Here is a 21773-nt window from a genome sequence, read left to right as displayed (position 1 = left end):
CGCGCGCTTCCCCCCTTAAGCCTCGGAAGCGTTCCGTTTCATGGCCCAGATCAGCCCACCCGTCGCCATCATCATGGGCAGCCAGTCCGACTGGGCGACGATGCGCCATGCGGCCGAGACGCTCGACGCGCTCGGCATCGGGCATGATGTCCGCATCGTCTCGGCCCACCGCACCCCGGACCGGATGTTTACCTTCGCGCGCGGCGCCAAGGCCGAGGGCTTCAAGGTCGTCATCGCCGGCGCCGGCGGCGCGGCGCATCTGCCCGGCATGACCGCCTCGCTGACGCCGCTGCCGGTTTTCGGCGTGCCCGTCGAATCGAAAGCCCTCTCGGGCAAGGACAGCCTGCTCTCGATCGTGCAGATGCCGGCCGGCATTCCGGTCGGGACGCTTGCCATCGGCCGGGCCGGAGCGGTCAATGCGGCCCTGCTCGCAGCAGCCGTGCTCGCCCTGAACGACGACGCGCTGGCCGAGCGCCTCGACGCCTGGCGCGCGCGCCAGAGCAAGGCGGTCAATGAGCGCCCCGTAAAGGACGACGCATGAGCCCGCTCGCTTCAGCCGCCCTCGCCCCCGGCGCGGTCCTCGGCATTCTCGGCGGCGGCCAGCTCGCACGCATGCTGGCTCTGGCTGCAGCCGATCTCGGCATCCGCGCCCATATCTTCGCGCCCGAGCAGGACAGCCCGGCCTTCGACGTCGCCGCAACCCACAGCATCGGCGCCTATGACGACGAGGCGGCGCTAGCCCGCTTCGCCGAGGCAGTCGACGTCGTCACCTACGAATTCGAGAACGTGCCCGCCCAGACGGCAGCCTATCTCGCCGCGCGCAAGCCACTGCATCCCGGCGCGCGTGCGCTCGGGGTGACGCAGGACCGGCTGAGCGAAAAGCGCTTCATCTCGGAGCTCGGCTTGAGCGTGGCTCCGTTCCGCGCGGTCGATTCGCTCGGCGATCTCGAGGCCGCCGTCGCCGAGCTCGGCCGTCCCAGCGTGCTCAAGACCCGCCGCTTCGGCTATGACGGCAAGGGCCAGGTCAAGATCACCGCTGAGAGCGACCTTGCCGAGGCTCACAAGGCCATTGCGGCCGCTCCAGCCGTGCTGGAGGGCTTCGTCCCCTTCACGCGCGAAGTCTCGGTCGTGGCCGCGCGAGGGGCCGATGGCGCATTCGCGGCCTTCGACGTCTGCGAGAACGAGCATCGCGACCATATCCTCGCCTTCACGCGCATCCCGGCCCGATTGTCCTCGCCAGCCCAGGCGGCCGCCATCGCCGCGGCAGGCAAGATCGGCGAGGCGCTCGGCTATGTCGGCGTCTTCGCAGTCGAGCTCTTCGTGGTGGGCGATGGCACCGACGAGCGCATCATCGTCAACGAGATCGCGCCCCGCGTCCATAATTCCGGGCACTGGACGAGCGAAGGCGCCGAGACCTCGCAGTTCCACCAGCATGTTCGCGCCGTCTGCGGCTTCCCGCTCGGCTCGGCCGCACGCCGCGGCGCCGTCGAAATGGAGAATCTGATCGGCGATGCCGTCCTGCGCTGGCCCCAGCTTCTGGCCGAGCCGGGCGCGCACCTGCATCTCTACGGCAAGCGCGAGGCGCGCCCCGGACGCAAGATGGGCCACGTCACCCGCGTTCGCGCGGAAACCGCCTGAGGACGAGTGAAGGCCGGCGCATATTTGCCGCCTTGCAGCGTGGACAGCCCGCCGGAATTCTGGTATCCGCACGGCCTTCCGTCGGGCCTTCAGGTTCGGCGTCCCGAACTTCTTTGACCAACCCGCTAAAGACGGACACTTTCACGTGCAGGTTCTCGTTCGCGACAACAATGTCGACCAGGCTCTCCGCGCCCTCAAGAAGAAGCTTCAGCGCGAAGGCGTATTCCGCGAGATGAAGCTTCGCGGCCATTACGAGAAGCCGTCCGAGAAGAAGGCTCGCGAGAAGGCCGAGGCCGTTCGTCGCGCCCGCAAGCTGATGCGCAAGAAGCTTCAGCGCGAAGGCCTGCTGCCGGCTCCGGTGAAGCCCAAGCGCCCCTGATTCTCCGCAGGACGCAGCCGTGAGGCAGCCTCCGCCGGGATCATCGCGACACGAACCGCGCCTGGAGCCAGCTCCGGGCGCTGTTGCATTTCAGGTCGCGTTAACCGAGTCTTGGCATGAGGCAGGCGTCCTGGTTGAGCGGCGCTGTCGGCTGGGGAGCGCAATCGGGTCGCGGGCATCATGCGCGACCGCAAAGGCACGGAACCGGACCGATGAGGCATAATATGGACGCAAGGCATCATCTCGAATCGATCGGCGGACTCGCCGGCGGCAAGCGCCTCCTGGCCGCTGCCTGTCTGGCGCTCGCGCTGGGTGGCTGCGAGACGGTGTCCGGCGTCGGTTCGCAGCAGGGCGTAGCGGAAGTCGATACGGTCTCGGCCGCGGATGCCAGCGTCAACATCGGCTCGCTCAGCGAGGTGATCAGCCGCAATCCCAACGACCCCAACGCCTACAACACGCGCGGCGCCGCCTATGCCCGCACCGGCCGCTTCTCGGATGCGGTCGCGGACTTCACCAAGGCGGTCCAGCTCGATCCCAATCTCGCCTCGGCCTACACGAATCGCGCCCTCGCCTTGCGCCAGAGCGGCCGCAACGACGCTGCCATGGCCGACTTCAACCGCGCCACGACGGCCAATCCGAACTACGCCCCGGCCTATATCGGACGCGCCAATCTGCTGCGCCTGCAGGGCAACGGCCAGCAGGCACTGGCCGACCTGAACACTGCCATCCGCCTGAACCCGGAATCGGCCGAGGCTTTCCATGCACGCGGGCTGGTCTACCAGAAGGAAGGCCAGCACCAGTACGCGATCTCGGATTTCGATTCGGTGATCGACCGTAATCCCTACAACGCACCGCCCTATACGGCGCGCGGCCAGAGCCTCAACGCGGTCGGCAAGTATGACGCCGCCATCGAGGATTTCACGGCTTCCCTCAACGTCGACAACCGCAATGCCGAGGCCTGGGCCGGGCGCGGCTTCGCCAGCGAGAAGCTCGGCAAGAAGACGGAAGCCAGCGAGAACTACCAGCGTGCGCTCAGCCTCGACGGCAGCAATGCGACGGCTCGCGCCGGCCAGGCCCGCCTCGGCGGCGGTGGCATCGGCGGCCTCTTCCGCAGCTGAGCGGATCGATCGCCAGGAGACATGAAAAAGGGCGGCGCAATGCGCCGCCCTTTTTTGTCCGCTGCGTTCCTCCTCAGCCGAAGCGGCGCATCGGCTCGATGTTGCTGGCTTCGCGGGTCCTCGTTGCGCCGCCGATCTTGAAGCTCTCGACGAGATCGACGAGCCGCGATGTCGCCGTCTGCAGTTCCTGCGCGACATCGGCGCTCTCATCGGCCATCGCGGAGTTGCGCTGGGTCATGTCGTCCATATGGGCGACGACCTTCGCCACCTCCTCGACCGCGCTGGCCTGCTCCTGCGAGGCGCTCGCAATGTCGGAGAGGGCTGCAGCCACGCTGTTGGAGGACGACACGATCTGCGCGAGGGCCTTGCCGACATCCTTGACCAGGCCGACCCCGGTCAGGACCTCGCCGGTCGAGTTGGCGATCAGCGCCTTGATGTCGTTGGCGGCCGCGCTGGAGCGCTGCGCGAGGGCACGGACTTCCGATGCGACGACCGCAAAGCCCTTGCCGGCATCACCGGCTCTGGCCGCTTCCACGGCCGCGTTGAGCGCCAGCAGGTTCGTCTGGAAGGCGATCCCGTCGATGACCGTGACGATCTCCGAGATCGAGGACGATGCCTTCTCGATCCGCTCCATCGCGGCGACCGCCCCCTCTGCAACCGCGCCACCCTGATCGGCAGCGGCCTTGGCCATCTCGCCGAGGCCCGTCGCCTCCGCGGCGCGTCCGGCGCTATGCTTGACGGAGGCTGCAAGCTCCTCGGTGGTCGCGGCCGTTTCCTGCAGGCTGCTGGCCTGCTCTTCCGTGCGCTGGGCGAGCGCCCGGCTGTCTCCGCTGATCCGCAGGGAGCCCTCGCCGATCGTCTTGGCAATCTCGGAGGTCGTGCTGATGATGCCCGAGACGGTCTCGACGAGATCGTTGATCCCGGAGCAGAGCGACTTGATATCGCCTGACTTGCCGTCGAGCTGGATGCGCTGGGTGAGGTCGCGATTGGCCGCAGCCTGGATGATGACGCGGGTCTCGGCCACAGCCTGCTGCAAGGCCTCCTGGGCCTCGCGCGCTGCTGTGATGTCGCTGGCGTACTTCACGACCTTGAACGGCTCGCCGAGGGCATTCATCACCGGATTGTAGGTCGCCTGGATCCACACCTTGCGGCCGCCCTTGGCGACCCGGAGATATTGGCCCTCGTCGAACTCGCCGCGCGAGAGCTTGGCCCAGAACTGCGCATAGGCAGGGCTGGTGCGCTCGCTGCTCTCGATGAACATCGAGTGGTGCTTGCCCTTGATCTCGTCGAGCCCATAGCCCAGCGCGCCCAGGAAATTCGCATTGGCATCGATGATGGTGCCCTGGAGATCGAACTCGATGACGGCCTGCGACTTGCGGATCGCGGCGACCTGGCCTTCGAAATCCGAGATCACGGCTTTGACTGCGGTGATGTCGGTCGCGAACTTCACCACCTTGAAGGGCTTGCCGCTGCGGTCGAGGATCGGCGTATAGGTGGCCTGCAGCCAGATCCGCTTGCCGGCCTTGCCGACTCGCAGGAACTGGGCTTCCGCCACCTCGCCCCGGCGCAGCCCCGCCCAGAATTCCTTGTAGGCCGCTCCCTGCACGTCCGAGGGCTCGACGAACATCGAGTGATGCTGCCCGACGATCTCGCCGAGATCATAGCCTATCGTGCGCAGGAACAGGCTGTTCGCGACGAGGATGCGACCGTCGAGATCGAACTCGATGACGGCTTGCGATCGGCGAATAGCGTCGGCCTCTGCCGCAGCCCCATTCCAGAAAATCATGAAAAGCCCCCAATTCACTTTGGTGCAATGGGCTCGCGCTGGAGCCAGTCGTTCGATCAAAAGATTCCTTGGGTCCATCCCTAACAAAGACGTCGTGAAATATTGATTAATGCCGACACTATCTCGCCAATCATGTGCGTCAGCTTGAGGCATATGCACGAGACCAGCCTATAGATTCAGAGTATATGTGAATATATACATTGATATAGGCCGCTCAGTATAAGCCAGGCCTTAGGCCTCAAACGCACCCCTCGGCGCCTCAGGTCGCATCGATCGGCGAAATCCGGCGTCATTCTTGCGGAAAACGCGTCGAGATCGGCGAAGAACGCCGGAAATCGCACAAGATCGGAGCGCCGGCGCACTGCGGTTGTCTCGACGATTGTCCTTATCTCCTTAGGTAGAGCGCAAGGTATCTCGCCGACAATGACGCTGGATGACCATGGAGTTTACCTCAATGATGCCTGCAACCGAGCGAAAGCACGTCAACCGGCCCGCGCGCTGGGTGTGCAGCGCCGACATCACGATCACCGACCATGGCGGCCGTGAGTTGTTCGCCCGCCTCGCCAACATCTCGGACATGGGCTTCATGGCCGAGGCCGAGGAGCCCGTGCGCATCGGCTCGATCATCGATGTCGAATTGCCCGGACGCGGCCCCGTGCGCGCCGAGGTTCGCTGGTCCGAGGGCTGGCGCTTCGGATGCCAGATCCTGCCGGCCTGAGCCGGCAACGCGGTCAGTCGAGGATTTTTGCCATCTCGAACGCGAAGGCCTCGAAACCAGCACGGCGATAGGCCGTCAGGGCCAGGTCGTTGCCGGTGAGCACGCCGAGCTGCAGCACCTTGCAGCCGGCTTGCCGTGCGAAGCGCTCCGCCTCCCCCAACAGCGCCTGCCCGATACCCGTGCCGCGGCTGGAAGCCGAGACGACGATGTTCTCGATATAGACGTGGTCGCGCAGGGGCTCGTTCACATAGGGACCGGTGCGCCCCTTGCGCACCGCGAGATAGCCGACGACGCTGTCATCCTGGACGGCGACGACGAGGGCGCCGCCATACTGGGCAGCCTTCTCGGTGTCGTCGGCGAGGCAGGCGGCGGCCGCCTCGGGCCCCGTAGCGCGCTGGGGGTTGAGCGAGCCCTCATGGGAGGTCAGTTCGAGCAGCAGTGCGAGCACGGCCCCCCTGTCGCTCGGCTCCATCGGACGCAGGATGAGGGTCACAAGCGTCAGGCTCCCGACAAAAAGGCCGGCGCGAGGCCGGCCCTTGCAACAAGGACGATCGCGTCGGCGCCTAGTGCGCCATCGCCTTGACGATGTCGTCGGTGACCTTCTTGGCGTCGCCGAACAGCATCATCGTGTTGGGCCGGAAGAACAGCTCGTTCTCGACGCCGGCATAGCCCGCCGCCATGCCGCGCTTGATGAAGAGCACGGTCTTGGCTTTCTCAACGTCGAGGATCGGCATGCCGTAGATCGGCGAGGCCTTGTCGGTCTTGGCCGCCGGGTTGGTCACGTCGTTGGCGCCGATGACGAAGGCCACGTCGGCCTGGCCGAATTCCGAGTTGATGTCCTCGAGCTCGAAGACCTCGTCATAGGGCACATTGGCCTCTGCCAGCAGCACGTTCATGTGGCCCGGCATGCGGCCAGCCACGGGATGGATGGCGTATTTGACCTCGACGCCCTCCTTCTTGAGCAGGTCGACCATCTCGCGCAGCGTGTGCTGGGCCTGGGCCACCGCCATGCCGTAGCCCGGCACGATGATGACCTTGGCGGCATTCTTCATGATGTAGGCAGCGTCGTCCGCCGAGCCCTGCTTGACGGGCCGCGCCTCGACCGTGCCCGCAGCAGCAGCCGAATCGTCGCCACCGAAGCCGCCGAGGATGACGGAGATGAAGCTGCGGTTCATCGCCTTGCACATGATGTAGGACAGGATCGCGCCAGACGAGCCCACGAGCGCGCCGGTGATGATCAGCGCCATGTTGCCCAGCGTGAAGCCGATGCCGGCCGCTGCCCAGCCGGAATAGGAGTTCAGCATCGAGACGACGACGGGCATGTCCGCGCCGCCGATCGGGATGATCAGCAGCACGCCGAGCGCAAACGAGACCAGCACGATCAGCCAGAAGACGACATGGCTCTCGGTCTTGATGAAGATCAGCAGCAGCACGACCAGTGCGATGCCGAGCCCGATATTGATGCCGTGGCGCTGCGGCAGCATGATCGGCTTGCCGCTCATGCGCCCGTCAAGTTTCAGGAAGGCGATGATCGAGCCGGTGAAGGTGATCGCGCCGATCGCAACGCCCAGGCCCATCTCGAACAGGCTGCCGCCATGGATGCCGCCGACGCGGCCGATGCCGAAGGCTTCCGGAGCATACAGCGCGGCTGCCGCGACCAGCACCGCCGCAAGCCCGACCAGCGAGTGGAAGAAGGCGACGAGTTGCGGCATCTGCGTCATCTGCACGCGCTTGGCCATGAAGGCGCCGATGCCACCGCCGATGGCGATGCCGAGGATCACGTAGAGCCAGCCCGAGAAGCCCGCCGGCGGAAAGAACACGACGGTGGTGGCGATGGCGATGCCCATGCCCACCATGCCGTAGAAATTGCCCTGCCGCGAGGTCGTGGGATGCGACAGGCCGCGCAGGGCCATGATGAAGAGGACGCCGGAGACGACGTAGAGAAGGGCGGACAGATTGGCGGCCATCGGCGCTCAGCCCTTCTTCTTGTACATCGAAAGCATGCGCTCGGTGACGAGGAAGCCGCCGAAGATGTTCACCGAGGCGAGGACCAGCGCGATGAAGCCGAAGATCTTGGCCCAGAGCGGCCCGTCGCCCATGGCTGGGGCAGTCGACACGCCCACCGCCAACAGCGCACCGACCACGATCACCGAGGAGATAGCGTTGGTGACCGACATCAGCGGCGTATGCAGCGCCGGCGTCACCGACCAGACCACATAGTAGCCGACGAACACCGCGAGTACGAAGATCGCGAGCCGGAACACGGTCGGATCGACGAAACCGCCTGTCGCAGCGCTGGCGCCCGCGGCGAGGCCTTCGGCGTGCTGAGCCGCGAGTTCGGCCGCATGCCGTGCGGCAGCGGCGACGGAGCGGGCCTGTTCAGCCGCCTGTTCGGGTGTCGGATTAGCCATTCTGGACGCTCCCCTCGACGACAGGCACGGGCTCAGGCGCAGGCGTCACCGCAGGCTTGGCCGCGAAATTCGGATGGATCACCGCGCCATCCCTGGTCAGGGCGGTCGCCTTCACCAGTTCGTCGTCCCAATTGACCGCAAGCGCTTTCGCGGATTTGTCGATCAGGGTCTCGACGAAGGCGAAGAGGTTCTTGGCGTAGAGCTGCGACGAGGTCGCGGCCAGCCGGCCCGGCACGTTGAGATGGCCCACGATCTTGACGCCGTTGGGCGTGACCACGGTCTCACCGGGCTTGGCGAGTTCGCAATTGCCGCCGCGCTCGACAGCCAGGTCGATGATGACAGAGCCGGCCTTCATGCTCTCGACCATCGCGGCGGAGATCAACTTTGGCGCCGGGCGTCCGGGGATCAGCGCGGTGGTGATCACGATGTCCTGCTTCGCGATATGGCTCGCGGTCAGCTCGGCCTGCTTCGCCTGATAGTCCTTGGACATTTCCTTGGCGTAGCCGCCGGCCGTCTGCGCTTGCTTGAACTCGTCGTCCTCGACGGCCAGGAACTTCGCACCCAGCGATTCGACCTGTTCCTTGGTCGCCGGACGCACATCGGTCGCGGTGACGATCGCGCCCAGGCGTCGCGCGGTGGCGATCGCCTGCAGTCCGGCGACGCCGACGCCCATGATGAAGATGCGCGCAGCCGGGACAGTGCCGGCCGCGGTCATCATCATCGGCAGCGCCCGGCCATATTCACCGGCGCCGTCGATCACCGCCCGATAGCCGGCGAGATTGGCCTGCGAGGAGAGAACGTCCATCACCTGCGCGCGGGTGATGCGCGGCATGAACTCCATGGCGAAGGCCGCGACATTGGCCTTGGACAAGGCCTCGACGGCGGCTTCGTTGCCATAGGGGTCCATGATGCCGATGACGAGAGCGCCAGCCGGAAGACCGGCGATCTCGCTTTCGGCAGGGCGCCGGACCTTGAGCACGATGGCCGCGCCGGCCAGTGCCTCGGCAGCGGTGGTCGCGATCGTCGCGCCAGCCGCCTGATAGTCCGCGTCGCTGATCCCCGAGGCGAGCCCCGCTCTGGTCTCGATCGCGACCTCGGCACCAAGGCCGATGAACTTGCGGACGGTCTCCGGCGTCACGGCGACGCGGGTTTCCGCCCCTTGCGTTTCGGCTGGCACGGCGATGCGCATGACGGCGTAACCTCTCGAACGCTCTGGGGCAGGGCTCAGTGCACGGCGGGCAGAAGAACCAGCGCCAGCAGCATCAGGACGAAAGGCACGGCAGGAGCCTTCCAGGCGATCGACTTCGAAGCGATGCCGATACCGGTGGTGACGACCGTCAGCAGCGTGCCGATCAGCGCGACGCCCCAGGCATGCTTGGTGCCGCCGACGGCGAGAGCCGCGACGATGGCGAGGCAGGCGACAGTGCCGACTTCGGCGAAATGGACGAAGCCGACATAGGTACGCTCATGCTCAGCGTAATCCATTTCCGGAATGTCGGCGGTGTGGTGTCCGTGGTCGGCCATGTAACGAGGTCCCGAGACTGAAAAAGTACTTATGCCGTGTAGCGCAGACGCGAAGGGTCTGGCAACGCGTCGCAACGCCACCGCGGTTCATCGCCGAGCACGGCATCGGGACTGGTGCCGAAGCGTCACAATCAGCGCCGGCGGCCAGTTGGTCACGGAGGCCGTCAGGCCGTCGGGACGAGCCCTGCCCGCTCGAGTGCCTGCGCCTGACGGCTGGCGACCTGGTCCAGCGAGAAATTCTCGATCTCCGCCTCGAAGAGTCGGTGGAAGTTCAACTCCGCGTCGAGATGCAGGAACACGCCGCCCAGCCCGATTGCTGCGCGATCCATGAAGACGAATTCGCGCGGCACGCGGACCGGGCCGCGCTTCTTCAGGGCCTGATGGACCTGGAAGGCCTGCTTGCGGCCATATTCGGCCGGGCTGACGCCCTCCGCGATGCGGCGCGTGCGGTCTTCCAGAAGCGGCCCGTAGATGAAGCGCGCCCAGATGTTCAGGGTCTCGACGAGCTCCTTGGTCAGCCCCTTGAAGCCCCAGGTCTCATAGGCATGGACGACGCGCGCCTCGTCGCCTTCGAGCAGCCCGCGATAGAGGTCGACGACGCCGCCGACAAAGGACGGCGGGAAGATGCGGATGCAGCCATAGTCGAGCAGGTTGATGCCCTGCGGCTCGCCGCCTTCCGAAAACACCGTGTAGTTGCCCAGATGCGGATCGCCATGGATGACGCCGTGATGACTGAAGGGCCGCCACCAGGCCTTGAACATCGCCGTCGAGATGCGGTCGCGCGCGGCCTGCCCGTCCTGCTTGTGGTCGAGGATGCGGTCGCCCTCGAGCCAATGCATGGTCAGGAGCCGGCGCGTCGAGAGCGACGTATCCAGCGCGGGCACCCGGACCTGCGGGGTGTCGGCCAGGATCTCGCGATAGAGCGCGACATGCTTGGCCTCGCGGACATAGTCGAGCTCCTCGCGAACCCGCGCCCCGATCTCCTTGGCGATCTCGCTGGTGTCGATGATCGGATCCATGCGCCGGTGCAGCGCGAACAGGATGTCGAGCTGGGCGATGTCGGCCTCGACTGCCGATTCCATGTCGGGATATTGCAGCTTGCAGGCGAGCGCGACGCCATCGCGGGTGGTCGCCCGATGCACCTGGCCGAGCGAGGCGGCGGCGGCCGGCTTCAGGTCGAACTCGCCGAAGCGTTCGCGCCATGCCGGGCCGAGTTCGGCCATCATCCGGCGCTTGACGAAGGCCGCGCCCATTGGCGGCGCCTGCGATTGCAGCTTCTGCAACTCTGCTGCGTATTCCGGCGGCACGACGTCGGGAATGGTGGCGACGAGCTGCGCCACCTTCATGATCGGGCCCTTCAGCCCGCCCAATGCCTTGGCCAGGGCCTCGGCGTTGGACAGGTTGCGGCCTTCGAGCCCGAACAGCCGGGTGCCGGCGATGCGCGCAGCTACGCCCCCGACATTGGCCCCGACGCGCGCATAACGCGCGGCGCGGGCAGAGAACCGGTTGGCTTCGCTATCGCGTTCGGACATGAGATTCTCGGGTTATCGGGCCAAAACCGTCATCTGCATGTAGGTCTGCGCGACGCGAACGCCAGTGCTGCCTATTTGCCTCAGCCGCGCGCGGCGAGGTCCGCCCGCACCTCGGCTGCGCTCGCGACGCGGCCGCCGGCAGCCTCGACCAGCCTGGCCGTTTCCGAGACCAACTGGGCATTCGTCTTGCTGCAGCCGAAATGCGCATCCTCTAGCCCGGCGCGGACATGGACGCCGCGCGCCACTGCCGGGCCGATCAGCCCGGTGAGATCGACGCCGAGCCCCGCGATCATCGCGGGCGCGCCGGGCGCATCCTCGGCCAGCAGCGCCAGATGCGCGTCGAGCGCATATTCCTTCGGCGGAAAGCCCCAGGCGAAGGTGTCGGAGAACATCAGCCGATAGATCGGCGTCGGCATCCCGGGATAGGCCTTCGCCAGGGCTGCGCCCAGACGCGTGAAGCCCGGCTCATAGATCGCGTAGCTCGGATGCACCTTGTGGCGCTGCGCTACCTCCATGCCCTCGCGGATATGTTCGCCGGGGTTCTGGTAGATGAAGCCGGGCTCGCCATCGGGAATGCCGGCGAAGGTCGTCCAGTTGCAGGAGCCGGGGTCGAGCACGCCCCACTCCGCCAAACCGCGCTTCGCCAGTTCCTCGAGATGCGTGTAGCGGCCGGAGCCGATGATATCGCCGGCATAGCCTGAGCCGAGGATCGGGATCGTCGGGTAGACGATGGCGTCGACCTTCGCTCGGATACCCTCGATCGCCTGCGCGTAGAGCTCCCAATCATCGCGCTGCCGGCCCGTCTCGAGGTCGTAGACATGCAGGTGGACGATCGACGCACCCGCCTCCACCGCCGCGATACCGTCGGCGACGATGTCGGGGATGGTGATCGGGATGCCCGGCTGGCGCTCCTTGCCCCAGGGACCGTTGATGGCGGCTTCAATCCAGATAGGCGTAGTCAAGATAGGCAATCCTTCGGCCAATTGTCGCGCATCTGGCGGGTTCCCCCGCCCGCGCCTGCCGCTCCGGCAGCGCGTTTCATCATCGCCTCCGGACCGGGTGAAAGTCCACCCGACACCGCTGCATTCCCCGCGATCTTGCCATCACGACCGGCCCGCGCGCCTAATACGGCACGGGAACGATGGACACACCTGATGCTTGAGCGCCACCAGACCTATGAGCAGACCTTCGACCGCTTCGCCTGGCACATCCCGGAGCGCTTCAATATCGGCGTGGCAGCCTGCGACCGCCATGCCGATGGTAACGGCAGGCCGGCGCTGATCTATGAGGACGGGTCCGATGTCGTCACGATCAGCTTCGACGCGCTCAAGCGCAGCAGCAACCGCCTCTCCAACACGCTCCGGGGGCACGGCATCGAGCGGGGTGAGCGCGTCGGCATCCTGTTGCCGCAGCGGCCCGAAACCGCGATGGCGCATCTCGCCGCCTACAAGATGGGCGCGATCGCGCTGCCGCTGTTCATCCAGTTCGGCCCGGAGGCCCTTGAGCACAGGCTGCAGCATAGCGGCGCCAGTGCGCTGATCACCGATACCGAGAACCTCCCCAAGATCGAGGCGATCCGCGACCTGCTGCCCGACCTCAGGCGGATCTTCGTGGTCGATGGCCGCCATGCCGCCGGGGACCATCTCGACTTCGAGGCCGAGATGGCAAAGGCCTCGGACGACTTCACTCCGGTCGATACGGCGGCCGACGACCCCGCGCTGATCATCTACACCTCGGGCACGACGGGGAAACCGAAGGGCGCTCTGCATGCCCACCGCGTCCTGCTCGGGCATCTCCCGGGCGTGCAACTGCCGCAGGAATTCTTTCCGCAAGCCGGCGACCTGTTCTGGACGCCCGCCGACTGGGCCTGGATCGGCGGGTTGCTCGACGTGCTGTTGCCGAGCCTCTATTTCGGCGTGCCGGTACTGGCCTCGCGCGCCCGCAAGTTCGATCCCGAGGCCGCCTTCGCGCTGATGGCGCGGCGCAACGTGCGAAACGCCTTCCTGCCGCCCACCGCGCTGAAGCTGATGCGGCAGGTCGGGTCGCCCCGGCGCTTCGGCTACGCGATGCGCTCGATCGGCTCGGGCGGCGAGACCCTTGGTGCCGACATGCTGGCCTGGAGCCGCGACGCCTTCGGCTTCGAGGTCAACGAGTTCTACGGCCAGACCGAGGCGAACCTGCTCGTCGGCAATTGTGCCAGCCTGTTTCCGGTCAGACCGGGCTCGATGGGCCGCGCCATACCCGGCCACCGCGTCGCGGTCATATCGCCAGACGGCGAGAGGCTGGGGCCGGGCGAGCAGGGCCTGATCGCGGTGGCTCGGCCCGATCCAGTGATGATGCTGGAATACTGGCGCCAGCCCGAAGAAACCGCGGCAAAATTCGTCGGCGACTGGCTCGTCACCGGCGACACCGGCTCATGCGACGAGGACGGCTATCTCTGGTTCGGCGGCCGCGACGACGACATCATCTCGTCGGGCTCCTACCGTATCGGCCCCGGCGACATCGAGGACTGCATCATGCGCCACCCGGCCGTGCTGATGGTCGCGGTCATCGGCGTGCCCGACCCCGTGCGCACCGAAGTCGTGAAGGCGTTCGTGCAGCCGAAGCCCGGCGTCGCGCCGACCGATGCGCTGGCCGCCGAGATCCAGGATTTCGTGAAGACGCGCCTCGCCGCCTACCAGTATCCCCGCGCGATCGAGTTCGTCACCGAACTGCCGATGACCCCTACCGGAAAGATCCGGCGCAAGGATCTGCGGGATCGGGAGATCGAGCGGACGTGTAAGGGATGATCTTGTGTCCTCCTCAACGTCATCCCGGACAAGCCGCGAAGCGGCGCCGATCCGGGATCCATTCCAGAGCCTAACCGTTATGCGGTCCGGAATGGATCCCGGGTCTTCGCTGCGCTGCGCCCGGGATGACGGCGCGCTCTTATGACTCCACTTCGAGCACCAGCTCGAAGGTCATCAGCACCGGATTGTCGCCGCGCTTGAGCCTGCCGCTGGCGGTGGCGCCGGTATAATCAACCAGCGCGACGCCGATGTCCGACGTCGCCTGACCATCCCGCACAGCGACATGGCCCGAGGTGATCGCGACCTCGGTGGCAAAGTTCTCGACGCTTCGGCCGTCTGCAAAGCGCGCGCCGATCGTCGAGCCGACGCCGCCGCGGATCGTGGCGCGCGCCACGCCCTGCGCCACGCAGAACTCCTCCAGGGCCGTCGAAAAATCGACATTCGGGCGCACCCGCACGGCAAAGAACCGCCCGTCCCGCGTCGCGCTCATGGATTGCGCGCTCACCGGTCCAAACAGCTTGAAATTGGTCTCCGGGTCGGGCGCGGCTATGAAGGCGGCACTGTCGAGCCCGACCGCCTGCACGGTGATCGCCTCGGCCAGCACGGTCTCGTCGGGCAGGATGTGACCGCCGCTGTGCTTGCCGTCGGCTTCCGTCCAGAGCGCGTGGCAGTGGAAGAACGGCGCTCCATCGCGCAGGCCGAAGGTCATCACGCCGGTCTCGATGCGCGCCACTCCGGCCGGGCGAAACATCTCGCTGTAGAAGGCCGCATGCTCGGGCGTCTTCGAGAGCGCCGGCATGACATAGACGAACGGCGCGAGCGCCGCTCCATCCACCCGCGCCACGCCGCTGCTGAAGCCGGCGGCCGCAAAGCTGCGCCGCACGGCCTCCAACAGAGTCAGGCCGGGCTGCAATTGCATGTTGAAGCGCTGGCCATGGCTCTCGACGGCGACGACGCGCTCTTCGGACGCCGGTCCCGGCTGCTGGATCCGCCTCACGAGGTTTTCCCCCGGAGCCATTCGAGTTCGCCACGCGCCTCCAGCTCGTCCCGCACCAGGCGCTTGGGCACCTTGCCGTAACCGGATTTTGGCAAGGCCTCCCAGAAGAAGAAGCGTTTTGGCATCTTGTAGCGCGCGATCTTGTCGCTCAGGAATTCGGCGATTTCGGCCTCCGTCGCGCGCTGCCCTGTTCGCGTCACGCAGACGGCCACCCCGATCTCGCCCCAGACCGGATCGGGCAGGCCGAGCACCGCGACCTCCGCGATCCCCGGATGGGTCAGGATCTTCTCCTCGATTTCCCGCGGATAGATGTTGGAGCCGCCGGAGATGTACATGTCCGAGGCGCGCCCCGTGATGTAGACGAACCCTTGCGCGTCCATATGGCCGAGGTCCCCGGTGCGGAACCAGCCGTCGCGGAAGGATTTCGCATTGGCCTCGGCGTTGTCGTAATAGCCGGCGAACACCGCCGGCCCGATCACGCAGATCTCGCCCTGCTCTCCCGCCGGCATCTCACGCCCGTCATCGCCCTGGATCTGCACCTGCATGCCAGTGCGCTCGTAGCCGCAGGTGCCGATCCGCGCATTCGGGCCGTCCTCGGGCTCGTGCAGGGCCGGCGGCAGCACGGTGATGTTGCCGGTGACCTCGCCCAGCCCGAAATACTGCACGATGACCTTGCCGAGCTTGGCCAGCGCCGCCTTCTGGTCCTCGCGATACATCGGCGCGCCGGCATAGATGATGTAGCGCAGGCTGGAATGGTCGTGGGCGTCGACGGCCGGATGCTCGACCAGCATCTTCAGGATCGTCGGCACCGTGAAGATGTTGCTGATGCGATAACGCTCGATCAGGCGGTAGGCCTCGTCGATATCGAAGCGCTCGGTGGAGAGCAGGATCGAGGGCGCGCCGCGCGCCGAAATCATCAACTGGTGTACGCCCGCGCCATGGGAGAGCGGCGCCACGACCAGCGAGGCATCCGTGTGGTCGATGCCCGGCACGAGATCGCAGAGATGGTTGGTGACGACGAAGCTCATCTGGCCATGCGTCAGCACCGCGGCCTTCGAGCGCCCGGTCGTGCCCGAGGTGAAGAAGAACCAGCAGGGATCGTCATGCTCGACGGCAACGTTCTCGACCCGCTCGCCTGTATGCCGCGCGATCACCGCGTCGGCATCGATCTCGCCGAACTCACCTCCCCCGATACGCCAGATGAAGTCGGGCGCCGGCGTCACAGCCGCGACGGCCGCCGCATGGGCCGGAAAATCGCCATGGCAGATGAAGCCCTTGGCCCCGGACGACATCGCGAGATAGGCGACCTCATCGGGCAGAAGTCGGAAATTCGTGGGCACCCAGACGGCGCCGAGCCGGAAGGTGGCGAACATCGAGACGAACATCGTCGTGCAGTTCTTCGAATGAACCAGCACGCGGTCGCCCTTGCCGATGCCGCGCGCGCGCAGGCCGGCGGCCAGCGCCGAGACCTGGCGGTCGAGTTCGGACCAGCTCCAGCTACGCTCGCCCCAGATGAAACCCGGCAGGTCGGCGTGGCGGCGTGCGTTTTGGGTGGCGATGTGGGCGAGGTTCATCACCCGCCGGGTCATCGGCGTGACGCCGCCCGCTATCGCGGAAGCAGTCTGGTTCAAATCAGGCACTCCTGAGTCTGGCAGTGGGTCGGACAGGCGCGCTCGGAGCGACGGCTGCGGCTGGGACGTGTTTGGACAGGAACATCTCTGCGAGCAGCGCCTCCATCCGGGAGACCTCCGCGGCCAGATGCTGCGCGAGCTCGATCTGGCGGCCGTGATGCATGCGGCTGTCGATGGCCGCCAGGCTGAAGGCACCCGCCACCCGTCCATCGGGATAGCGGAAGGCAGCCCCGATGCCCCAGGAACTGGCCACGAGCCGGCCCGGGTTGAGCGAGTAGCCGCGCTGGCGCGTCAGGGCGAGATCGGTCCGAATCTGGTCGGGCGGAAAGCCCGGATAATTTTGCAGCAGCACCCGTGCATTGGCGGCCATGACGCGGTCCACATCATCGTCGGGCAATCCCGCCAGCATCGCCAGAGACCCAGCTCCGACGCCGAGCGGATGCTGGTCGCCGGCCTGCAGCGCATGGGTCCGCACGGGAAAGGTGCCCTCCTCGCGGTGAAGGCAGATCGCATAGGTCTCGCGCCGGACGGACAGGAAGCTGGTGTCGAGGGTGGTGTCCGAGAGCCTGCGAAGGCTGGCCATGCCCAGTTCGAGAAGGCCATGGCGCCGCCCCGCCAGCACGCCGAGCACGAAAGCCTCCTCGCCCAGGCAATAATGCCGCGTCTTCGCCTCCTGCTCGACCAGGCCCGCGCGCATGAGCGCCATCAGCAGACGTCGGGCCGTCGGCTTGTTCAGTCCGCTTTCCGAGACGATCACGTTGAGCGGCAAGCCACCGGCAGGCTCCCGCCCGATCAGCGAGAGCAGCCGCAGGGCGCGATCGACGCTCTGCGATCCCGACGCATCGGCGCGCGATCCAATCAACTCCTGCACTCCGGCGCTTCCCTAATACCAGTCCATGATGTGGACCTTGTAATTGTCAGTGGAGCCTAGATCGGTGGTTTCCAGATTGCAATGCGATCTCGCTTGTGTAATCTCGCGGCCGTCCGACTGGGAGAACATCCACAGTATGGACCGCGCTGAAAGCTGACCAACAAGCTCGAAACGGCGCGCCAGGGAGGATTGAATGATGTCGTCGCAGGAAGTCCGCTTGCCGGGCGCCAGGCCTGTGCCTGGATACGCAGCACCGCAATCGGTCGGCGCCGACCGCGCCTGCTCGACCGGTCAAGGCTGAGCATCGCCATGGTTGATGTCGCCGACCGGATCGCCCTGCCCGAAGACCCCATGGAAACAAACGCGGTCACCTCGGGCTCCGCATTCATGCGCCCGATCGAGATCGTTGCAGCCGCTCTCGTGGCGCTGATCATCTGCGTGCTCCTGCTCGGCGTGACCTCGCGTTACGTCTTCTCCCTTCCCGTGATCTGGATCGACGAGGTCGCGTCGATCTCCTTCCTCTGGCTCGCCATGCTGGGCTCGGCGATCGCGATCGACCGCAACGAGCATCTTCGCCTGACGCTCTTCGTCGGCATGATGCCGGCGCGCCTGAGCCAGTTCGTCCAGACGCTGGCGCTGCTTCTGGTCGCAGCTTTCCTGCTGGCGATGATCTATCCGGCGATCGACTATGCCATCGAGGAAAGCTTCGTCACCTCGGCTGCGCTCAACATTCCCAACAGCTGGCGCGTTTCGGCGCTGGCCTTCGGCATCGGTGCGATGTTCCTGCTGGCGCTGCGCCATGCCGTGCGAACCGCGAAGATGTCCGACCTCGTGCTGGCAATCGCCCTGATCGCAGCAGCAGGCTGCGCGCTCTGGCTGATGACGCCGGTCTTCAAGGGCCTGGGCTACACCAATATCCTGATCTTCCTGCTGGTTCTGGTGGCGCTTTGCCTGGTGGCCGGCGTGCCGATCGCCTTCTGCTTCGGGCTGGGAACGCTGTGCTTCCTGACCTTCTCCACCAACGTGCCCGTCGTCGTCATGATCGGGCGCATGGATGAGGGCATGTCGAGCATCATCCTGCTCTCGGTGCCGATCTTCGTGATGCTCGGCTGCATCCTCGACGCCACCGGCATGGGCAAGGCGATCGTCGATTTCCTCGCCTCGATGCTGGGCCATGTGCGCGCGGGCATGTCCTATGTCCTGCTCGGCTCGCTGTTCCTGGTCTCGGGCATCTCCGGCTCGAAGGTCTCCGACATGGCGACTGTGGCGCCGGCCCTGTTCCCGGAGATGAAGCGCCGCGGCTACCAGCCCAAGGAACTCATCGCCCTGCTCTCGACGGGCGCGGCCATGGCCGACACGGTGCCGCCCTCGATCGTGCTGATCGTGCTCGGCTCGGTCGCGGGCGTCTCCATTGCCGGCCTGTTCAATGCCGGCTTTGCCATCGCCATGGTACTGCTGCTGGCACTGGCGGTTCTCGCCCGCTGGAAAGCGCGCAAGGAAGACCTCAAGGGCGTGCGCCGCGTCTCGATGTCGATCGTCGGCAAGACCGCGCTGATCGCAGGCCCGGCGCTGGTGCTGCCCTTCATCATCCGCGCCGCGGTCGGTGGCGGCATCGCGACCGCCACGGAAGTCTCGACCATCGCCGTGCTCTACGCGCTGATCGTCGGCATCGTCATGTATGGCGGCATCGGCTGGAAGAAATTTTACGCCATGCTCGTCGAGACCGCCGCCCTGTCGGGCGCGATCCTGATGATCCTGGGCACCGCGCTGGCCATGGCCTGGGCCCTGACGCAGACCGGCTTTGCCCGCGACCTCGCCAATTTCATGGTCGGCCTGCCCGGCGGCTGGCTCACCTTCATGGCCGTGACGATCGTCGTCTTCATGATCCTGGGCTGCGTGCTGGAAGGCCTGCCCGCGATCGTGCTGATGGCGCCGCTGATGTTCCCGATCGCCAAGAACCTCGGCATCAACGACGTGCATTATTCGATGGTCGTCGTCACTGCGATGAACATCGGCCTGATGACTCCGCCGATCGGCATCGGCTTCTATATCGCCTGCAAGATCGGCAACGTTTCGCCCGACGAGGCCATGGGCGCGATCTGGCCCTATCTCGTCGCGCTGCTGGCGGGCCTGATCGTCATCGCGGTCGTGCCGGGCCTGTCGACCTGGGTGCTCTGACCTAAGCGGGAAAGGGCCGCCTTATTTCCAATTGCCGGACGCAGGCGCGGCCGGCCAAGATCACCACCACCAAAACAAAAAAGCACCCCACGGAGAAACGCTCATGACCATTTCACGCCGCACCCTGCTGCAGGGCACAGCCGCAGCCTCGGCCATCGGAACCTTCTCGATCGGCCGCGCGGAGGCCCAGGCCGCCGAATTCACCTATAAGTACGCCAACAACCTGCCCGTCGCGCACCCGATGAACATCCGCGCCAACGAAGCGGCGGAGAAGATCAAGCAGGCGACCAACGGCCGCGTCGTCCTCCAGATCTTTCCCAACAACCAGCTCGGTTCCGACACCGACATGCTGAGCCAGGTCCGCTCGGGCGGCGTCGAGTTCTTCACGCTGTCGCCGCTGATCCTCTCGACCCTCGTCCCCAACGCCTCGCTCAGCGGCATCGGCTTCGCATTCCCGAACTACGATATGGTCTGGAAGGCGATGGATGGCGAGCTCGGCGCCTATGTGCGCGGGCAGATCGCCAAGGCCAACCTGCACGTCATGGACAAGATCTGGGACAACGGCTTCCGCCAGACCACGAGCTCGAAGGGCCCGATCAACACGCCCGACGATCTCAAGGGCATGAAGATCCGCGTGCCGGTCTCGCCGCTCTGGACCTCGATGTACACCGCCTTCCAGTCGGCACCTGCCAGCATCAACTTCGCCGAGGTCTACACCGCGCTGCAGACGAAGATCGTCGACGGCCAGGAAAACCCGATGGCGATCATCTCGACGGCCAAGCTGTTCGAGGTGCAGAAGTATCTCTCGGCTACCAACCACATGTGGGACGGCTTCTGGTTCCTGGCCAACAAGCGCGCCTGGGAGCGCCTGCCGGAGGACCTGCGCAAGATCGTCGCGCGCGAGCTCGACGCCGCCGCGATGCTGGAACGCGCCGACGTCGCCAAGCTCAATGCCGGCCTGAAGGACGATCTCGTCGCCAAGGGGATGGTCTATAACGAGCCGAAGGCCGACGCCTTCCGCGCCGCACTCCAGAAGGCCGGCTTCTACGCCGAGTGGAAGAAGAAGTACGGCGACGAAGCCTGGGCCATTCTCGAAAAGGCCGTCGGCACCTCGCTGAGCTGAGACCGCCATACCGTCATTGCGAGGAGGCCAAGCCGACGAAGCAATCCAGCGGGACGTAGAGCTCTACGAACTGGATTGCGTCGCTTTGCTCGCAATGACGGATTGCGCCCCCACCTCGCCATCCGGCCTTCGCAAGAGAGGGCATTCGAAAGATGCTTTTGCGTGAGCTGAAGCGTCCTTCGCGCCCCGATCCTGTCGCGCGCCTGGGATGAGGTCACATCGTACAAGAGACACCTGACATGGCCGACCGCCTCAAGGGCAAGATCGCGATCGTTTTCGGAGCCGGCTCCTCGGGGCCGGGCTGGGGCAATGGCAAGGCGGCCGCCGTCGCCTATGCGCGCGAAGGTGCCGGTGTCGCCTGCATCGACCTCAACCAGGCGGCTGCCGACGAAACTGCCGCGATCATCGAGAGCGAAGGCGGAGCCGCGCTTGCTGTCGCGGCCGACGTCACCAAGCAGGCCTCGGTCGATGCCTGCGTGGCAGCGACCGTCGCCCGCTTCGGCCGCATCGACATCCTGCACAACAATGTCGGCGTCACCCATATGGGCGGCCCTGTCGAACTCTCCGAGGAGCAGTTCAAGGCCTCGCTCGACCTCAATCTCGGGCCGGTCTACCGCACCGCCAAGGCCGTGATCCCGCATATGCTGGCAGGCGGCGGCGGCGCGATCGTCAACATCTCGTCGCTGGCGGCCATCCGCTGGACCGGGTACCCCTACTTCGCCTATTACGCGACCAAGGCTGCGGTGAACCAGGCAACCGTCGCGCTTGCGATGCAGTATGCAAAGCAGGGCATCCGCGCCAACGCGATCATGCCCGGGCTGATCGACACGCCCCTGATCTACAAGCAGATTTCCGGGCAGTATGGCTCTGTCGAGGAGATGGTCGCCGCTCGCGATGCCCTCGTCCCCATGGGCAAGATGGGCACCGCCTGGGATGTCGCGAATGCCGCCGTGTTCCTGGCCTCGGACGAGGCGAAATTCATCACAGGAGTCTGCCTCCCGGTCGATGGCGGCCAGAGCGGCGGCGCCTGAGCAGGGCCGACAACAGCCCGCAAGGCACGAGGTTGGCGCTGGTTTTC

At 66.1% G+C, this 21773-nt stretch carries 20 protein-coding genes; 9 read left to right on the top strand and 11 right to left on the bottom strand.

Features of this window, described 5'->3' with window-relative positions:
• Nucleotides 1–40 precede the first annotated feature (40 nt).
• From purE to AC1D2L_RS21405, 4 genes are all read left to right on the top strand, one after another.
• Complete coding sequence (gene purE, locus AC1D2L_RS21420; protein WP_476847919.1) at nucleotides 41–541, top strand: 5-(carboxyamino)imidazole ribonucleotide mutase; 501 nt, start codon at nucleotides 41–43, stop codon at nucleotides 539–541.
• On the top strand, nucleotides 538–1638 hold the full coding sequence (locus AC1D2L_RS21415) for a 5-(carboxyamino)imidazole ribonucleotide synthase (protein WP_476847918.1): 1101 nt from the start codon (nucleotides 538–540) through the stop codon (nucleotides 1636–1638). Before purE ends, AC1D2L_RS21415 begins: the two co-directional genes overlap by 4 nt.
• Before the next feature lie 145 nt (nucleotides 1639–1783).
• On the top strand, nucleotides 1784–2017 hold the full coding sequence (gene rpsU / locus AC1D2L_RS21410; RefSeq protein WP_069693011.1) for a 30S ribosomal protein S21: 234 nt from the start codon (nucleotides 1784–1786) through the stop codon (nucleotides 2015–2017).
• Between the two features lie 224 nt (nucleotides 2018–2241).
• Nucleotides 2242–3135 (top strand): tetratricopeptide repeat protein, encoded by an 894-nt coding sequence (locus AC1D2L_RS21405; RefSeq protein ID WP_476847917.1) that lies wholly within the window; start codon nucleotides 2242–2244, stop codon nucleotides 3133–3135.
• A 73-nt stretch (nucleotides 3136–3208) separates the two neighbouring features.
• Here AC1D2L_RS21405 and AC1D2L_RS21400 read toward each other — a convergent pair whose 3' ends face one another.
• Nucleotides 3209–4921, bottom strand: a complete 1713-nt coding sequence (locus AC1D2L_RS21400) for a methyl-accepting chemotaxis protein (protein WP_476847916.1) — start codon at nucleotides 4919–4921, stop codon at nucleotides 3209–3211.
• 454 nt (nucleotides 4922–5375) lie between these two features.
• Here AC1D2L_RS21400 and AC1D2L_RS21395 point away from each other — a divergent pair, with 454 nt between their 5' ends.
• On the top strand, nucleotides 5376–5639 hold the full coding sequence (locus AC1D2L_RS21395; protein ID WP_476847915.1) for a PilZ domain-containing protein: 264 nt from the start codon (nucleotides 5376–5378) through the stop codon (nucleotides 5637–5639).
• Nucleotides 5640–5652: 13 nt separating this feature from the next.
• Here AC1D2L_RS21395 and AC1D2L_RS21390 read toward each other — a convergent pair whose 3' ends face one another.
• The 7 genes from AC1D2L_RS21390 to AC1D2L_RS21360 all read right to left on the bottom strand — a co-directional run bounded on the left by AC1D2L_RS21390 (nucleotide 5653) and on the right by AC1D2L_RS21360 (nucleotide 12068).
• Complete coding sequence (locus tag AC1D2L_RS21390; protein ID WP_476847914.1) at nucleotides 5653–6132, bottom strand: N-acetyltransferase family protein; 480 nt, start codon at nucleotides 6130–6132, stop codon at nucleotides 5653–5655.
• Between the two features lie 70 nt (nucleotides 6133–6202).
• On the bottom strand, nucleotides 6203–7606 hold the full coding sequence (locus tag AC1D2L_RS21385) for an NAD(P)(+) transhydrogenase (Re/Si-specific) subunit beta (protein ID WP_476847913.1): 1404 nt from the start codon (nucleotides 7604–7606) through the stop codon (nucleotides 6203–6205).
• 6 nt (nucleotides 7607–7612) lie between these two features.
• Complete coding sequence (locus AC1D2L_RS21380) at nucleotides 7613–8050, bottom strand: NAD(P) transhydrogenase subunit alpha part 2 (RefSeq protein ID WP_476847912.1); 438 nt, start codon at nucleotides 8048–8050, stop codon at nucleotides 7613–7615.
• Nucleotides 8043–9239, bottom strand: coding sequence for a Re/Si-specific NAD(P)(+) transhydrogenase subunit alpha (locus tag AC1D2L_RS21375; protein WP_476847911.1), 1197 nt, complete (start codon nucleotides 9237–9239; stop codon nucleotides 8043–8045). The genes AC1D2L_RS21380 and AC1D2L_RS21375 overlap by 8 nt, the downstream gene beginning before the upstream one ends.
• A 35-nt stretch (nucleotides 9240–9274) precedes the next feature.
• Complete coding sequence (locus AC1D2L_RS21370; protein WP_476847910.1) at nucleotides 9275–9574, bottom strand: aa3-type cytochrome c oxidase subunit IV; 300 nt, start codon at nucleotides 9572–9574, stop codon at nucleotides 9275–9277.
• A 164-nt stretch (nucleotides 9575–9738) separates the two neighbouring features.
• Nucleotides 9739–11106, bottom strand: a complete 1368-nt coding sequence (locus AC1D2L_RS21365; RefSeq protein ID WP_476847909.1) for an ABC1 kinase family protein — start codon at nucleotides 11104–11106, stop codon at nucleotides 9739–9741.
• 80 nt (nucleotides 11107–11186) lie between these two features.
• A complete protein-coding gene (locus AC1D2L_RS21360; RefSeq protein ID WP_476847908.1) occupies nucleotides 11187–12068 on the bottom strand; it encodes a beta-keto acid cleavage family enzyme in 882 nt (293 codons plus the stop codon).
• A gap of 192 nt (nucleotides 12069–12260) precedes the next feature.
• Here AC1D2L_RS21360 and AC1D2L_RS21355 point away from each other — a divergent pair, with 192 nt between their 5' ends.
• On the top strand, nucleotides 12261–13895 hold the full coding sequence (locus AC1D2L_RS21355; RefSeq protein WP_476847907.1) for an acyl-CoA synthetase: 1635 nt from the start codon (nucleotides 12261–12263) through the stop codon (nucleotides 13893–13895).
• Nucleotides 13896–14034: 139 nt separating this feature from the next.
• Here AC1D2L_RS21355 and AC1D2L_RS21350 read toward each other — a convergent pair whose 3' ends face one another.
• The 3 genes from AC1D2L_RS21350 to AC1D2L_RS21340 are packed head-to-tail and all read right to left on the bottom strand — an operon-like array spanning nucleotide 14035 to nucleotide 17382.
• Nucleotides 14035–14892 (bottom strand): PCC domain-containing protein, encoded by an 858-nt coding sequence (locus AC1D2L_RS21350; RefSeq protein WP_476847906.1) that lies wholly within the window; start codon nucleotides 14890–14892, stop codon nucleotides 14035–14037.
• Nucleotides 14889–16523 carry an acyl-CoA synthetase gene (locus tag AC1D2L_RS21345; RefSeq protein ID WP_476847905.1) on the bottom strand — a complete coding sequence of 545 codons (1635 nt, stop codon included), beginning with the start codon at nucleotides 16521–16523 and terminating at the stop codon, nucleotides 14889–14891. Before AC1D2L_RS21345 ends, AC1D2L_RS21350 begins: the two co-directional genes overlap by 4 nt.
• Nucleotide 16524: 1 nt before the next feature.
• Nucleotides 16525–17382: an IclR family transcriptional regulator gene (locus tag AC1D2L_RS21340; RefSeq protein WP_476847978.1), complete on the bottom strand. Its 858-nt coding sequence runs from the start codon at nucleotides 17380–17382 to the stop codon at nucleotides 16525–16527.
• Between the two features lie 321 nt (nucleotides 17383–17703).
• Between AC1D2L_RS21340 and AC1D2L_RS21335 the strand changes: the two genes are divergently transcribed.
• From AC1D2L_RS21335 to AC1D2L_RS21325, 3 genes are all read left to right on the top strand, one after another.
• Nucleotides 17704–19572 carry a TRAP transporter large permease subunit gene (locus tag AC1D2L_RS21335; protein ID WP_476847904.1) on the top strand — a complete coding sequence of 623 codons (1869 nt, stop codon included), beginning with the start codon at nucleotides 17704–17706 and terminating at the stop codon, nucleotides 19570–19572.
• Between the two features lie 103 nt (nucleotides 19573–19675).
• A complete protein-coding gene (locus tag AC1D2L_RS21330; RefSeq protein WP_476847903.1) occupies nucleotides 19676–20695 on the top strand; it encodes a TRAP transporter substrate-binding protein in 1020 nt (339 codons plus the stop codon).
• 239 nt (nucleotides 20696–20934) lie between these two features.
• Entirely contained in the window at nucleotides 20935–21726 is a 792-nt protein-coding gene (locus tag AC1D2L_RS21325) for an SDR family NAD(P)-dependent oxidoreductase (protein WP_476847902.1), read from the top strand.
• Nucleotides 21727–21773 lie beyond the last annotated feature (47 nt).

Source organism: Allobosea sp. P1_B10 (assembly GCF_056406735.1).
The sequence above is the reverse complement of the archived record's forward strand: the minus strand, read 5'-3'. Positions and strand labels throughout refer to the sequence as shown.